At 63.5% G+C, this 15,409-nt stretch carries 15 protein-coding genes; all 15 read left to right on the forward strand.

The features are described 5' to 3' along the window. Positions 1–2: 2 nt before the first annotated feature. The 15 genes from flhB (at position 3) to AC05QJ_RS10710 (ending at position 15,392) form a co-directional block, all read left to right on the forward strand. The gene (flhB, locus tag AC05QJ_RS10640; protein ID WP_476746818.1) at positions 3–1,139 is read left to right on the forward strand and encodes a flagellar biosynthesis protein FlhB; all 1,137 of its coding nucleotides are present in this window, start codon (positions 3–5) and stop codon (positions 1,137–1,139) included. A gap of 84 nt (positions 1,140–1,223) precedes the next feature. Beyond that, a complete protein-coding gene (flhA, locus tag AC05QJ_RS10645) occupies positions 1,224–3,353 on the forward strand; it encodes a flagellar biosynthesis protein FlhA (protein ID WP_476746819.1) in 2,130 nt (709 codons plus the stop codon). Positions 3,354–3,364: 11 nt separating this feature from the next. Beyond that, positions 3,365–4,678: a flagellar biosynthesis protein FlhF gene (gene flhF / locus AC05QJ_RS10650; RefSeq protein ID WP_476746820.1), complete on the forward strand. Its 1,314-nt coding sequence runs from the start codon at positions 3,365–3,367 to the stop codon at positions 4,676–4,678. Positions 4,679–4,798: 120 nt separating this feature from the next. Then, complete coding sequence (fleN, locus tag AC05QJ_RS10655; protein WP_016393812.1) at positions 4,799–5,632, forward strand: flagellar synthesis regulator FleN; 834 nt, start codon at positions 4,799–4,801, stop codon at positions 5,630–5,632. Then, a complete protein-coding gene (gene fliA / locus AC05QJ_RS10660) occupies positions 5,629–6,369 on the forward strand; it encodes an RNA polymerase sigma factor FliA (protein ID WP_095156978.1) in 741 nt (246 codons plus the stop codon). The genes fleN and fliA overlap by 4 nt, the downstream gene beginning before the upstream one ends. Positions 6,370–6,475: 106 nt before the next feature. Next, positions 6,476–6,850 (forward strand): chemotaxis response regulator CheY, encoded by a 375-nt coding sequence (locus tag AC05QJ_RS10665; RefSeq protein WP_476746821.1) that lies wholly within the window; start codon positions 6,476–6,478, stop codon positions 6,848–6,850. A 19-nt stretch (positions 6,851–6,869) separates the two neighbouring features. Next, positions 6,870–7,658, forward strand: coding sequence for a protein phosphatase CheZ (locus tag AC05QJ_RS10670; RefSeq protein WP_476746822.1), 789 nt, complete (start codon positions 6,870–6,872; stop codon positions 7,656–7,658). Between the two features lie 12 nt (positions 7,659–7,670). After that, positions 7,671–9,899 (forward strand): chemotaxis protein CheA, encoded by a 2,229-nt coding sequence (locus tag AC05QJ_RS10675; RefSeq protein WP_476746823.1) that lies wholly within the window; start codon positions 7,671–7,673, stop codon positions 9,897–9,899. Positions 9,900–9,944: 45 nt separating this feature from the next. After that, a complete protein-coding gene (locus AC05QJ_RS10680) occupies positions 9,945–11,066 on the forward strand; it encodes a protein-glutamate methylesterase/protein-glutamine glutaminase (RefSeq protein ID WP_476746824.1) in 1,122 nt (373 codons plus the stop codon). Beyond that, complete coding sequence (locus AC05QJ_RS10685; protein WP_476746825.1) at positions 11,066–11,806, forward strand: flagellar motor protein; 741 nt, start codon at positions 11,066–11,068, stop codon at positions 11,804–11,806. The genes AC05QJ_RS10680 and AC05QJ_RS10685 overlap by 1 nt, the downstream gene beginning before the upstream one ends. 2 nt (positions 11,807–11,808) lie before the next feature. Beyond that, positions 11,809–12,696, forward strand: a complete 888-nt coding sequence (gene motD, locus AC05QJ_RS10690; protein ID WP_476746826.1) for a flagellar motor protein MotD — start codon at positions 11,809–11,811, stop codon at positions 12,694–12,696. Positions 12,697–12,738: 42 nt separating this feature from the next. Continuing rightward, positions 12,739–13,524 carry a ParA family protein gene (locus tag AC05QJ_RS10695; RefSeq protein ID WP_476746827.1) on the forward strand — a complete coding sequence of 262 codons (786 nt, stop codon included), beginning with the start codon at positions 12,739–12,741 and terminating at the stop codon, positions 13,522–13,524. Then, the gene (locus AC05QJ_RS10700; protein WP_476746828.1) at positions 13,524–14,453 is read left to right on the forward strand and encodes a CheW domain-containing protein; all 930 of its coding nucleotides are present in this window, start codon (positions 13,524–13,526) and stop codon (positions 14,451–14,453) included. Before AC05QJ_RS10695 ends, AC05QJ_RS10700 begins: the two co-directional genes overlap by 1 nt. A gap of 65 nt (positions 14,454–14,518) precedes the next feature. Next, positions 14,519–14,998 carry a chemotaxis protein CheW gene (locus AC05QJ_RS10705; protein WP_476746829.1) on the forward strand — a complete coding sequence of 160 codons (480 nt, stop codon included), beginning with the start codon at positions 14,519–14,521 and terminating at the stop codon, positions 14,996–14,998. Position 14,999: 1 nt separating this feature from the next. Continuing rightward, entirely contained in the window at positions 15,000–15,392 is a 393-nt protein-coding gene (locus tag AC05QJ_RS10710) for a DUF2802 domain-containing protein (protein ID WP_476746830.1), read from the forward strand. The last annotated feature ends 17 nt before the right edge of the window (positions 15,393–15,409 follow it).

The raw sequence follows: 15,409 nt of genomic DNA on the forward strand, positions 1-15,409 counted from the left end.
GCATGGCCGAGAGCGAAAGCGGTCAGGACAAGACAGAAGACCCCACGGAGAAGCGCAAGACGGACGCCCGGGAGAAGGGTGAGATCGCGCGTTCCAAGGAACTCAATACCGTGGCCGTCACCCTGGCCGGGGCCGGGGCGCTGCTGGCGTTCGGCGGCTACCTGGCCGGTGCCCTGATGGAGATCATGCGCGGCAACTTCAGTCTGCCCCGGGAAGTGCTGATGGACGAGCGCTACATGGGCATCTTCCTGCTGGCGGCCGGCAAGCTGGCGATCCTCGCCACCCAGCCGGTGCTGCTGGTGCTGCTGCTGGCGGCGCTTCTGGGGCCGATCGCCCTGGGTGGCTGGCTGTTCGCGGCGGGGACCATGGCGCCGAAATTCAGCCGGATGAACCCGCTGGCCGGGATCAAGCGGATGTTCTCCATGCACTCGCTGGCCGAGTTGCTCAAGGCGCTGGCCAAGTTCTTCGTGGTGCTGCTGGTGGCGCTGGCGGTGCTGTCGTCCGACCGCGACGACCTGCTGGCAATTGCCAACGAGCCTATCGACCAGGCGATCATCCACAGCGTCCAGGTGGTCGGCTGGAGTGCCATGTGGATGGCGTGCGGCCTGTTGCTGATCGCTGCGGTGGACGTCCCGATCCAGCTCTGGCAGGCCAAGCAGAAGCTGATGATGACCAAGCAGGAAGTGCGCGACGAATACAAGGACACCGAAGGCAAGCCGGAGGTCAAGCAGCGTATCCGTCAGGTCCAGCGCGAGATTTCGCAGCGGCGGATGATGGCGGCGGTCCCCGAGGCCGATGTGATCATCACCAACCCCACGCACTACGCCGTAGCGCTGAAATACGATCCGGAAAAGGGATCGGCGCCGTTGCTGCTGGCCAAGGGGACGGACTTCATTGCCCTGAAGATTCGCGAAATCGCGGTGCAGCACAACATCCAGTTGCTCGAGTCGCCGGCGCTGGCGCGGTCGATCTACTACTCCACCGAGCTCGAAGAAGAGATCCCGGCGGGGCTGTATCTTGCGGTCGCCCAGGTGCTGGCCTATGTCTACCAGATCCGCCAGCACCAGGCCGGCAAGGGCAAGCCGCCCGAGCCGCTCAAGGACTTGCCGATCCCACCGGATCTGCGGCGCGATTCCTGATCTCTTCGAAGTTGGAAAGCTTCTTGCAAAGAGCAGCGCCAGGCGCCCCCCTGGCGTCAAAGTTTTGCTTGAAGAGGACAACCGGTGGATCGCACTCAGTTAATCAACAGCGCGCGGAGCAATCTCAGCGGCCTGGGCAAGGGCAACCTCGGGGTGCCGGTGCTGCTGCTGATCATGCTGGCAATGATGATGTTGCCGATCCCGCCGTTCCTGCTCGACGTGTTCTTCACCTTCAACATTGCGCTGTCCATCGTCGTTCTGCTGGTCTGCGTCTACGCCTTGCGCCCGCTGGACTTCGCCGCGTTTCCCACGATCCTGCTGGTGGCGACGCTGCTGCGGCTGGCGCTGAACGTCGCCTCGACCCGCGTGGTACTGCTTCACGGTCATGATGGTCACGAGGCCGCGGGCAAGGTGATCCAGGCGTTCGGCGACGTGGTCATCGGCGGCAATTACGTGGTCGGTATCGTGGTATTCGCGATCCTGATGATCATCAACTTCGTCGTGGTGACCAAGGGCGCCGGGCGGATTTCCGAGGTCAGCGCGCGTTTCACCCTCGACGCGATGCCCGGCAAGCAGATGGCCATCGACGCCGACCTCAACGCCGGTCTGATCGACCAGGCCCAGGCCAAGGCCCGTCGCGCCGAAGTGGCCCAGGAGGCCGAGTTCTACGGTTCCATGGACGGTGCCAGCAAGTTCGTTCGTGGTGATGCCATCGCCGGCCTGCTGATCCTGTTCATCAACCTGATCGGCGGCATGGCCATCGGCATGATCCAGCACGGCATGACCTTCGGCGATGCCGGCAAGGTCTATGCCCTGCTGACCATCGGTGACGGCCTGGTGGCACAGCTGCCCTCGCTGCTGCTGTCCACCGCTGCGGCGATCATGGTGACCCGTGCTTCCGGTTCGGAAGACATGGGCAAGCAGATCAACCGGCAGATGTTCGATTCGCCCAAGGCGCTGGCGGTGTCTGCCGCCCTGATGATCGTCATGGGCCTGGTCCCGGGCATGCCGCACATCGCCTTCCTCAGCCTCGGCCTGCTGGCTGCTGGCGGCGCCTACCTGGTGTGGAAGAAGCAGAACCAGGCCAAGGTCAAGGCCGCCCAGGAGGTGCAGCGCCAGCAGGATCTGCTGCCGTCGCCACAGCGCGCGGCGGAAACCAAGGAGCTGGGCTGGGATGACGTCACCCCGATCGACATGATCGGTCTTGAAGTGGGCTATCGCCTGATTCCGCTGGTGGACCGCAACCAGGGTGGGCAATTGCTGGCACGGATCAAGGGCGTGCGCAAGAAGCTGTCCCAGGACCTGGGCTTCCTCATGCCCACCGTGCACATCCGCGACAACCTCGACCTGGCGCCGAGTACGTATCGCCTGACGCTGATGGGGGTGATCCTCGCCGAGGCCGAGATCTACCCGGAGCGGGAAATGGCGATCAACCCGGGGCAGGTGTTCGGTACCCTCAGCGGTATTGCCGCCCGCGACCCGGCCTTCGGCCTCGAGGCGGTGTGGATCGACGTCAATCAGCGGGCCCAGGCGCAGTCCCTCGGCTATACCGTGGTGGACGCCAGTACCGTGGTGGCCACTCACCTCAACCAGATTCTCTACAAGCACTGCCACGAACTGATCGGTCACGAAGAAGTCCAGCAGTTGCTGGCTGTCCTGGCCAAAGGGTCGCCGAAGCTGGCCGAGGAAATCGTGCCGGGCGTGCTGTCGCTCTCGGGGTTGTTGAAGGTCTTGCAAGCGCTGCTCGCGGAGCAGGTTCCCGTCAGGGATATCCGGAGCATCGCCGAAGCGATCGCCAACAATGCCAGCAAGAGTCAAGATACCGCCGCATTGGTTGCCGCAGTCCGCGTCGGATTGTGTCGCGCTATCGTTCAAAGCATTGTCGGCACTGAGTCCGAGCTTCCCGTCATCACCCTTGAGCCAAGGTTGGAACAGATCTTGCTCAATAGTCTGCAAAGGGCCGGGCAAGGTCAGGAAGACGGTGTTCTTCTTGAGCCAAGCATGGCTGAAAAGCTTCAGCGTTCGCTGATCGAGGCTGCCCAGCGTCAGGAGATGCAAGGTCAGCCGGCCATCCTGCTGGTAGCAGGACCGATCCGGCAGATGCTTTCGCGTTTCGGTCGCCTGGCCGTACCGAATTTGCATGTTTTGGCGTATCAGGAAATACCTGACAACAAGCAAGTCACCATCGTTGCCACAGTGGGCCCCAACGGCTGAGGTAGTGGGTTATGCAAGTTAAGCGTTTTTTCGCCGCCGATATGCGTCAAGCCATGAAGCTGGTTCGTGATGAGCTGGGGGCTGATGCCGCCATCATCGGCAACCGACGGATTGCTGGCGGTGTCGAGCTGACGGCGGCGCTGGACTACAAGCTGTCCGCCCTTGCCCCGCGCGTGCCCAACGTGGAACTGGAAGACGAGCTGCGCAAGACCCAGTCGCGCATTGCCACGGCCCAGGCCGAACTGACCAGCCGCAACGACACCGATACTGGCAACCGGCAACTGTTCGCCGGCCTGCCGCTGACGGCGTCCGAGCCCCTGGTCGAGCCGCGCATCGAAGAGCCTGCCCCGGCTCCGGTGGCGCCGGCCGCAGCACCGATCGACCAGCGCCTGTTCGACTCCATGCGCTCCGAGCTCTCCGGTCTGCGCGAGCTGCTGGAAGTCCAGTTGGGCTCCCTGGCCTGGACCCAGCTGCAGGGCAGCAAGCCGCACCAGGCCAACCTCTGGCGCCGCCTGCAGCGCATCGGCCTGTCCGGTCCGCTGGCACGCGATCTGCTGGACCTCACCGTCGAGATCGAAGACCCGCGTCACGGCTGGCGCATGTTGCTGGCGCACCTGGCGCGGATGATCCGCGTGCCGGACGTCGAGCCCATCGAGGAGGGCGGTGTGATCGCCATGGTCGGCCCGGCCGGCATGGGCAAGACCACCACCCTGGCCAAGCTGGCGGCGCGCTATGTGCTCAAGTACGGCGCGCAGAACCTGGCGCTGGTCAGCATGGACAGCTTCCGTATCGGCGCCCAGGAGCAGCTCAAGACGCTCGGCCGCATCCTCAACGTTTCCGTGACCCACGTCGACCCCGGCCAGTCCCTGGCCCAGGCGCTGGAGCCACTGCTGCGCAAGCGCGTGGTGCTGATCGATACCGCCGGCCTGCAGGCCAGCGATCCGGCGCTGCGGATGCAGCTGGAAACCCTGGCCGGACGCGGTATCCACGCGAAGAATTATCTGGTGCTGGCCACTACCAGCCAGAAGCAGGTGCTGACCGCCGCCTATCACAGCTACAAGCGCTGTGGCCTGGCCGGCTGCATCCTGACCAAACTCGATGAAACCGCCAGCCTGGGCGAAGTCCTGAGCCTGGCCATCAGTCATGAACTGCCGGTTGCCTATCTCACCGATGGGCCGCGCATTCCTGACGACCTGCACCTGCCGAGGCGCCACCAGTTGGTGAGTCGTGCGGTCAGCGTGCAGATGCAGGACGATCCGAGCGAGGAGGCCATGGCCGATATGTTCGCCGACCTGTACCACAGTGACGGCAAGCGTGTCGGCTGAGGTGGATATGTTTCAGTTGCAAAGTACCTACATCACATGGTCTGCCCGGCATTTCCCAGTTGTTGCACGGGCTGCCAGTCATGTGGCCTCGGTCTAAGCAAGACAAGGTAAAGAACAAATATGGGTAGCATGCATCCCGTACAGGTGATCGCCGTGACCGGCGGCAAAGGTGGCGTCGGCAAGACCAACGTGTCAGTGAATCTTTCGCTGGCGCTGGCCGAGCTTGGCCGTCGCGTCATGCTGCTGGACGCCGACCTTGGCCTGGCCAATGTCGACGTACTGCTCGGGCTCACCCCCAAACGGACCCTGGCTGATGTCATCGAAGGCCGCTGCGAGCTGCGCGACGTGCTCCTGCAGGGGCCTGGCGGGGTACGCATCGTGCCTGCCGCCTCCGGCACCCAGAGCATGGTGCACCTGGCGCCGGCCCAGCATGCCGGCCTGATCCAGGCCTTCAGCGAGATCGGCGACAACCTCGACGTGCTGGTGATCGACACCGCCGCGGGTATTGGTGACTCGGTAGTCAGCTTCGTTCGTGCTGCGCAGGAAGTCCTGCTGGTGGTCTGCGACGAGCCGACGTCCATCACCGACGCCTACGCCCTGATCAAGCTGCTCAACCGCGATTACGGCATGAATCGTTTCCGGGTGCTGGCGAACATGGCCCAGAGCCCGCAGGAGGGTCGCAATCTGTTCGCCAAGTTGACCAAGGTCACGGATCGCTTCCTGGATGTCGCCCTACAATACGTCGGTGCAGTGCCCTACGACGAGTGCGTGCGCAAGGCTGTGCAGAAGCAGCGAGCGGTCTATGAAGCCTTTCCGCGTTCCAAGTGCGCGCTGGCGTTCAAGGCGATCGCCCAGAAGGTCGATAGCTGGCCGCTGCCGGCCAACCCGCGCGGTCACCTGGAGTTTTTCGTCGAGCGTCTGGTGCAACCAACCAGTGCGGGACCTGTGCTATGAGCGCGAGCGGCTATCGGATGTACAGCAAGGCCTCCCGTGACGCCCAGTACGAACTGATCGAGCGTTATGCACCGCTGGTCAAGCGCATCGCCTACCACTTGCTGGCGCGATTGCCGGCCAGTGTGCAAGTGGAAGACCTGATCCAGGCCGGGATGATCGGCCTGCTCGAGGTTTCCAACAAATACGATTCGAGCAAGGGCGCCAGTTTCGAGACCTACGCCGGCATTCGCATCCGTGGCGCGATGCTCGATGAGGTGCGCAAAGGCGACTGGGCGCCGCGCTCGGTACACCGCAATACCCGCATGGTCAGCGACGCGATTCGTGCAATTGAGGCAAAAACCGGCCGTGACGCTAAAGATCACGAGGTTGCTGCCGAACTTCAATTGAGTCTCGATGATTACTACGGGATTTTGAACGATACCTTGGGCAGCCGCCTGTTCAGTTTCGACGACCTGTTGCAGGACGGCGAGCATGAAGGCCTGCACGAGGATGGCGCCAGTGCCCAGCTCGAGCCTTCGCGCGATCTGGAAGACGAGCGTTTTCAGGCAGCCCTGGCCGATGCCATCGCCAACCTGCCCGAACGCGAGCGACTGGTGCTGGCGCTGTACTACGACGAAGAGCTGAACCTCAAGGAAATCGGTGAGGTCCTGGGGGTCAGCGAGTCGCGTGTCAGTCAGTTGCACAGTCAATGCGCGGCCCGTCTGCGCAGCCGGCTGGGGGAATGGCGGGCGCGTTGAGCGCAGCTTCGATGCAGTCGTAACCACGTGGTAGCCGGAATTGATTGAACGCGCGCTCAGCGCTGGGCGCGTTAAAGACTGCTTGGAGGTCTAATTGAACAAAGAAATGAAAATCCTCATCGTTGACGATTTTTCGACGATGCGGCGGATCATCAAGAACCTGTTGCGCGATCTGGGCTTCACCAATACACATGAGGCCGACGACGGCACTACCGCGTTGCCCATGCTGCATGCCGGCAATTTCGACTTCCTGGTGACCGACTGGAACATGCCTGGCATGTCCGGCATCGATCTGCTGCGTGAAGTGCGCAAGGACGATCGGTTGAAAGCCATGCCTGTGCTGATGGTGACCGCCGAAGCCAAGCGCGAGCAGATCATCGAAGCTGCCCAGGCCGGTGTTAACGGCTATGTGGTCAAGCCTTTCACCGCCCAGGTGCTGAAAGAGAAAATCGAAAAGATCTTCGAACGCGTCAATAGCTGAGGCGTGCACGGGGGCGCTTATGGACCATAAAGAATCATCTTTGGGCGACTTCGAGTCGACCCTTAAGAAACATGCCCAGGAGCTGGTCGAGAGCCTCGAACGAGGACAGTTCGGCGACGCGGTGCAACTGATCCATCAGCTGAACCAGACCCGTGACCGTGGCCTGTACCAGGAAGTCGGCAAGCTCACGCGAGAGCTGCACAGTGCGATCGTCAGTTTCCAGATCGACACGCATATGCCGCAGGCCGAGGAAATTTCCCAGATCACCGACGCCACCGAGCGCCTGGCCTATGTGGTCAAGCTCACCGAGGCGGCGGCGAACCGCACCATGGATCTGGTCGAACAAGGGACGCCCGTGCTCCACGAGCTGGGTGACGAGGCCCGCGAACTGCACGCCGATTGGCAGCGCTTCATGCGCAGGGAAGTGGCAGCGCCGGAGTTTCGCGAACTGGTCCAGCGTGTCGACAGGTTTCTGGCGCGCAGCGCCGAGGACAGCCACAAAGTCAGTGGCTACCTCAACGATATTCTCCTGGCCCAGGACTATCAGGACCTGACCGGCCAGGTGATCAAGCGGGTGACCTCACTGGTCACCGAAGTCGAGAAGAATCTGCTCAAGCTCGTGTTGATGGCCAGTCAGGTCGACCGCTTCGCCGGTATCGAGCATGACCGCAATCAGCTCAAGGCCGAGAGCGACCAAAGTAAACATCCGACTCGGGGTGAAGGACCGCAGATTCATGCCGATAAACGTGAAGATGTCGTGTCCGGTCAGGACGATGTCGATGATCTGCTGTCCAGCCTGGGTTTTTAGGGAGCACGTTTGATGAGCTTCGGCGCCGATGAAGAAATCCTTCAGGATTTCCTGGTAGAGGCCGGCGAAATTCTTGAGCAACTGTCCGAGCAACTGGTCGAGCTAGAAAGCCGTCCGGACGATGCGGACCTGCTCAATGCGATTTTTCGCGGTTTTCACACTGTAAAAGGGGGCGCCGGCTTCCTCCAGCTCAACGAGCTGGTGGAGTGCTGCCACATCGCCGAGAACGTTTTCGACATCCTGCGCAAGGGAGAGCGCCGGGTCGATGCCGAACTGATGGACGTGGTCCTTGAAGCCCTGGACACCGTCAACAGCATGTTCGGCCAGGTACGCGAACGCACCGACATCACTCCGGCCACCCCCGAGTTGCTGGGCGCCCTGGCGCGTCTGGCCGAGCCGGCCGGTGCCGAGCCGGCGGCTCCGGTTGCCCCCGCCGCCGTCGAGCCTGCGCCTGTGGCAGCAGCCGATGTGGCGGCGGTGTCTGGCGACATCACCGACAGTGAGTTCGAACAACTGCTCGATTCGCTGGGTGCAGTGAAGGAGGAGGCCGAGTCCGCTGCGTCGGCCAGTGACGAGATCACTGACGCCGAATTCGAGTCGCTGCTCGACCAGTTGCACGGCAAGGGGCAGTTCGCTGCCGACGGCCTGCCGGGCGCTACCGCGTCTGCACCTGTTGCAGATGCCGCTGCCTCGGCGAGCGACGAAATTACCGACGACGAGTTCGAGGCGCTGCTGGACCAGTTGCATGGCAAGGGCTCCTTCGCCGTGGACGCGCTGCCGGCAGCGACTGCCGCTGCCGCGTCGCTGGTCAGCGAGCCGGAAGTGGCTGCGGGCGAGGCCGGCGACCACATCACCGAGCAGGAATTCGAAGCGCTGCTCGATCAGTTGCACGGCAAGGGCAAGTTCGTTCCGGACAGTGTCGCACCGGAGCCGGTTGCGCCTGCCGCCGTCGTTGCCAAACCCGTGGCCAGGCCAGCTGCCGCGCCTGCCCCGGCGGCCAAGCCCGCCGCGCCGGCACCGGCTCGCCAGGCCGCTGCTCCGGCAGCCGCCGACAAGCATCCGGCCAGCGAGACCGAGACCACCGTGCGGGTCGATACCGCGCGCCTGGACGAAATCATGAACATGGTCGGCGAGCTGGTGCTGGTGCGTAACCGCCTGGTGCGCCTGGGCCTGAACAGCGGCGACGAGGCCATGTCCAAGGCCGTGTCGAACCTCGACGTGGTCACCGCCGACCTGCAGACCGCGGTCATGAAGACCCGCATGCAGCCGATCAAGAAGGTCTTCGGGCGTTTCCCGCGCCTGGTTCGCGACCTCGCCCGGCAGCTCAAGAAAGAGATCAACCTGGAGCTGGTGGGCGAAGAGACCGACCTCGACAAGAACCTCGTCGAGGCCCTGGCCGACCCCTTGGTCCACTTGGTGCGCAACGCCGTCGACCATGGCGTCGAGACCCCGGAAGAGCGCGAAGCCTCGGGCAAGTCCCGCGGCGGCAAGGTGGTGCTGGCGGCGGAGCAGGAGGGCGACCATATCCTCCTGTCCATTTCCGACGACGGCAAGGGCATGGACCCCGCGGTGCTGCGTGCCAAGGCCGTGGAAAAGGGCCTGATGGACAAGGACGCGGCCGACCGCCTGAGCGAATCGGACTGCTACAACCTGATCTTCGCCCCGGGCTTCTCGACCAAGACCGAGATTTCCGACGTGTCCGGCCGTGGTGTCGGCATGGACGTGGTCAAGACCAAGATTTCCCAGCTCAACGGCTCGATCAACATCTACTCGGCCAAGGGCCAGGGTTCGAAGATCGTCATCAAGGTGCCGCTGACCCTGGCGATCATGCCGACCCTGATGGTGATGCTGGGCAACCAGGCCTTCGCCTTCCCGCTGGTCAACGTCAACGAGATCTTCCACCTCGACCTGTCGCGCACCAACGTGGTCGACGGCCAGGAGGTGGTGATCGTCCGCGACAAGGCATTGCCGCTGTTCTACCTCAAGCGCTGGCTGGTCAGTTCCGCCGCTCATGAAGAGCAGCACGAAGGCCATGTGGTGATCCTTTCGGTGGGCACCCAGCGCATCGGCTTTGTCGTCGATCAACTGGTCGGCCAGGAAGAAGTGGTCATCAAGCCGCTGGGCAAGATGCTCCAGGGCACGCCGGGCATGTCGGGCGCCACCATCACCGGTGACGGGCGCATTGCGCTGATCCTCGACGTTCCGAGCATGCTCAAGCGTTACGCCGCGCGGCGAATTTGATCCCGGTGGCGCGGCCTCGCGGTCGCGCCACCTAATGGAGTGTTTATGGCAGTCAAGGTCCTGGTGGTGGATGATTCCGGTTTCTTCCGCCGCCGTGTCTCGGAAATTCTCTCGGCGGACCCGACCATCCAGGTTGTCGGCACCGCCACCAATGGCAAGGAAGCGATCGACCAGGCACTGTCGCTCAAGCCGGATGTCATCACCATGGACTACGAGATGCCCACCATGGATGGCATCACCGCAGTCCGCCACATCATGCAACGCTGCCCGACCCCGGTGCTGATGTTCTCCTCGCTCACCCACGAAGGTGCCCGGGTTACCCTCGATGCGCTGGATGCCGGCGCGGTGGACTATCTGCCGAAGAACTTCGAGGACATCTCGCGCAACCCGGACAAGGTCAAGCAACTGCTGTGCGAGAAGGTCCACACCATCTCCCGCAGCAACCGTCGTTTCAGCAGCTATGCCAGCCCGTTGCCAGCGGTCGGCACCCCGTCCTCCAGCCCGGTGTCGTCCCTCGGTTCGAGCCGCGCACCCTCGCCGCTGCCCAGTCGCCAGGCGAGTCCTGCGCCGGCGCCGGCGGCCCATTCGCCTGCGCCCAAGCGCAAGGCCTACAAATTGCTGGCTATCGGTACTTCCACCGGTGGCCCGGTTGCCCTGCAGCGGGTGCTGACCCAGTTGCCGGCCAACTTCCCGGCGCCCATCGTGCTGATCCAGCACATGCCGGCGGCCTTTACCAAAGCCTTTGCCGAGCGCCTCGACAAACTGTGCAAGATCAGCGTCAAGGAAGCCGAGGATGGCGACATGCTGCGCCCCGGCCTGGCGTTGCTGGCCCCCGGTGGCAAGCAGATGATGGTGGACGGTCGCGGCATGGTGAAGATCCTGCCGGGTGACGAACGCCTCAACTACAAGCCCTGTGTGGACATCACCTTCGGTTCTGCGGCGAAGTCGTACGGCGACAAGGTGCTGGCGGTGGTGCTCACCGGCATGGGCGCCGATGGCCGTGAAGGCGCACGCCTGCTCAAGCAGGGCGGCAGCCAGGTCTGGGCCCAGGACGAGGCCAGTTGCGTGATCTATGGCATGCCCATGGCCATCGTCAAGGCCAACCTCGCCGATGCGGTGTACGGGCTTGACGATATTGGCCGTCACCTGGTCGAGGCTTGCGTCTGATGGATGTTCTCAGCCTTCTCGGTATCATCCTCGCCTTCGTCGCAATCGTTGGCGGCAACCTGCTCGAAGGCGGTCACGTCGGTGCGCTGGTCAATGGCCCGGCGGCGCTGATCGTACTGGGCGGGACCCTGGCGGCGGCGTTGTTGCAGTCACCGCTGAGCGCATTCAAGCGGGCGCTGCAGATCGTCGGCTGGATTCTCTTCCCGCCGCGGGTCGATCTGGCCGGCGGCATTGACCGGGTGGTCAACTGGAGCCTCACCGCGCGCAAGGAAGGCCTGCTGGGCCTGGAGGGCGTGGCCGATGCAGAGCCTGATCCCTACGCGCGCAAGGGCCTGCAACTGCTGGTGGACGGTGCCGAGCCGGAAGCCATCCGCAGCATCCTCGAAGTGGATTTCCTGACCCAGGAAAGCCGTGACATCCAGGCCGCCAAGGTGTTCGAGAGCATGGGCGGCTACGCGCCGACCATCGGCATCATCGGTGCGGTCATGGGCCTGATCCACGTCATGGGTAACCTGGCCGATCCTTCGCAACTGGGCAACGGCATCGCCGTGGCCTTCGTCGCCACCATTTACGGCGTGGCCAGCGCCAACCTGATCCTGCTGCCGGTGGCCAACAAGCTCAAGGCGCAGGTCATGCGCCAGTCGCGCTACCGCGAAATGCTGCTGGAAGGCCTGCTGTCGATCGCCGAAGGCGAAAACCCGCGCTCGATCGAACTGAAGCTCCAGGGCTTCATGGAGTAACCATGGCCCGTCGCCGCAAAGTCGAGGAACACGAGAATCACGAACGCTGGCTGGTGTCCTACGCGGACTTCATCACCTTGCTGTTCGCGTTTTTCGTGGTCATGTATTCGATTTCCTCGATCAACGAGGGCAAGTACAAGATCATGTCCCAGGCGTTGCTCGGTGTGTTCAATGACGCCGAGCGCAGTACCAAGCCGATTCCCATCGGCGAGGAGCGCCCCCTGAGCGTTCGCCCGGCGCAACCCCTGATCAAGGACAGTGAACAGACCGACGCCGGCCTGGCCCAGACCAGCGCCGACCCGCTGAAAACCATCACCGATGAGGTGATGCAGGCCTTCGGCGACCTCATCAAGACCGATCAGATGACGGTGCGCGGCAACGAGCTGTGGATCGAGATCGAGCTGAATTCGGCGCTGCTGTTCGGCAGCGGTGATGCGATGCCCAGCGACATCGCGTTCAACATCATCGAGAAGGTGGCAAACATCATCAAGCCCTTCGCCAACCCGGTGCACGTCGAGGGATTCACCGATGACCAGCCGATCCGCACGGCGCAGTACCCCACCAACTGGGAGCTGTCTTCGGCGCGGGCGGCGAGCATCGTGCGGCTGTTGGCGATGGAGGGTGTGAATCCTGCGCGCATGGCCTCCGTCGGCTATGGCGAGTTCCAGCCGATCGCCAGCAATACCACGCCCCAGGGGCGTGCGCAGAACCGCCGTGTGGTGCTGGTGATCTCCCGCAACCTGGATGTGCGCCGCAGCCTGACCGGCACCGGAACCGCCAATGCCAGCCCGGATGCGGCACTCAAGCGCGCTGGCACACAACCTGCACCGCCCGTGGTATCACCGACGGCCGGGAGCAATCCCGTCAAATCTCCGTCGTCGACCTTTTAATCGATCCCGGCTGGCAACCGTCTGACCGGGAGGAAACAGCGCATGAGAGTCTGGGCAGTAGCCAATCAAAAAGGTGGCGTCGGCAAGACCACCACCTCAATCGCCCTGGCAGGCCTGCTGGCCGATGCCGGGCGGCGCGTGGTCGTGGTCGACCTCGACCCCCATGGGTCCATGACCAGTTATTTCGGGCATAACCCCGACACGCTGGAGCACAGCACCTTCGACCTGTTCCAGCACAAGGGCACAGTGCCCGAAGGCTTGCCCGGACAACTGCTGTTGCCGACCAGCCATGAAAAAATCTCGCTGTTGCCTTCCAGTACCGCGCTGGCGGTACTGGAGCGCCAGTCGCCGGGGCAGAACGGCCTGGGCCTGGTGATCGCCAAGAGTCTGGCGCAGCTCTGGCAGGATTTCGACTATGCCCTGATCGACAGCCCGCCATTGCTCGGCGTGCTGATGGTCAACGCCCTCGCTGCCAGCCAGCAACTGGTCATTCCGGTGCAGACCGAATACCTCGCGGTGAAAGGCCTGGAGCGCATGGTCAGCACCCTGGCGATGGTCAATCGCTCGCGGCGCCAGGCGCTGCCGTACCACATCGTGCCAACCCTGTTCGACCGCCGTACCCAGGCGTCCATGGGCACCCTCAAGGTGCTGCGCGACGCGTATCCGGAAAACATCTGGCATGGTTACATCCCGGTCGATACGCGGTTGCGCGATGCCAGCCGGGCAGGCGTCACGCCGTCGCAGTACGACGCCAAGAGTCGTGGCGTGGTGGCCTATCGCACCTTGCTCAAACATCTGCTGACGCAGAAAGTGGCGCAGGTGGCCTGATGAATCGACCCCAGAGCATTGCCACACGGCCACAGATGGCCTTGCAGTCGTACCTGGATGGGCTGCTGCAGGAAGCGACCGACGAGTTGACCGTCGCCGAGCCGGTGGTCGCTCCGGTGCCACCCGCGGTTGTCACCGTCGTGGCCGAACCACCCGTTGCGCCGGTTTCCAGCGAGGTGCTGGATGATTTCCAGGCCGCGGTGCTGGAAGAGCAGGCCCGCGACGCCCGCCGCGAATCCCAGGCCAGCCGCCCGGCGCCGACTACCTTTGCCGAGCCGCCGCCGGTGCGCGTGCCGGTGGCTGCACCTGCACTCAAGGTTGCCCCGGTGGTCGAGCCGGTGGTGGCGAAGGTCGTCGAGCCGGTAGTCGAAGCGCCTGTGTGGGTCGAGCCACTGGTGGAGGTCCACCTGGCGCCTGCGCCGGACCAGCCGCAGCCGCCGAAGGCCATCGACGGCCGTCCGGCCTGGGCTGCCGAACCGTTCGAATGCCTGCTGTTCGATGTGGCCGGATTGACCCTGGCGGTGCCGCTGGTCTGTCTCGGCTCGATTTATACGCTGGCCGGGCAGGAACTGACGCCACTGTTCGGCCAACCGGAATGGTTCCTCGGTATCCTGCCAAGCCAGGCCGGCAACCTGAAGGTGCTGGACACCGCGCGCTGGGTCATGCCCGAGCGCTACCGTGACGATTTCCGTGACGGCCTGCAGTACGTGATTTCGGTCCAGGGCTACGAGTGGGGGCTGGCGGTGCACAACGTCAGCCGCTCCCTGCGCCTGGACCCGAGCGAGATCAAATGGCGCAGCCAGCGCGGCCAGCGGCCATGGCTGGCCGGTACCGTGATCGAACACATGTGCGCGCTGCTGGATGTGGCCGAGCTGGCGGAGTTGATCGCCAGCGGCGCGGTCAAGCAGATGCAACTGAAACACAAATGATCGGTCGCGCAACGGCGCGATCGTACTGAGCACTCCGCCGACGGCGGTTTTTGAGGGTTAGGGGAATGAAAAAGACGTCTGCACAAGGTTCCGAAGATCCGATCCTGCAGTGGGTAACCTTCCGCCTGGACAACGAGTCCTACGGCATCAACGTGATGCAGGTCCAGGAAGTGCTGCGTTACACCGAGATCGCGCCGGTGCCGGGTGCGCCAAGCTACGTGCTGGGCATCATCAACCTGCGCGGCAACGTGGTTACCGTGATCGACACCCGTCAGCGTTTTGGCCTGGTGCCGAGCGATGTGACCGATAACACCCGTATCGTCATCATCGAGGCGGACAAGCAAGTGGTGGGCATCCTGGTCGATAGCGTGGCCGAAGTGGTCTACCTGCGTCAGTCGGAAGTCGAGACGGCGCCGAACGTCGGTAACGAGGAATCGGCCAAGTTCATCCAGGGCGTTTGCAACAAGAACGGCGAGCTGCTGATCCTGGTCGAGCTGGACAAGATGATGACCGAGGAAGAGTGGTCCGAGCTGGAGAACATCTGAGTTGATCCTGGAGGTTGCGGTTGTATTCCTGGCGCTGCTGTGGGCGCTGAGTGCCTGGCTGTTCATCGGCTACAGCAAGCGCCAGCGCGAGATCGCCGCGCAACAGGCCCAGGGCGATGCGCTGCGTGACCAGCGCATCAAGGACCTGGCCAAGCGCCTGGACGATTACCAGAACAGCTCGGTGGCCATGGGCGACGCCCTGCACGAATTGCGTGCCACGGTAGCGCCGTTGCCGGAGAAACTGCTGCAGATCGAGCAGCGCGACCCCAACAACCTGTCGTTTGCTCAGGCGGCGCGGTTGGTGGGGATGGGCGCCAGCGTCGACGAACTGACCCAGACCTGCGGCCTGACCCAGGCCGAGGCGGAGTTGATGAGCAAGCTGCACAAGAGCTGAGGCCTTCGTTCGCCTGC

It is taken from the genome of Pseudomonas sp. TUM25319, assembly GCF_056388475.1.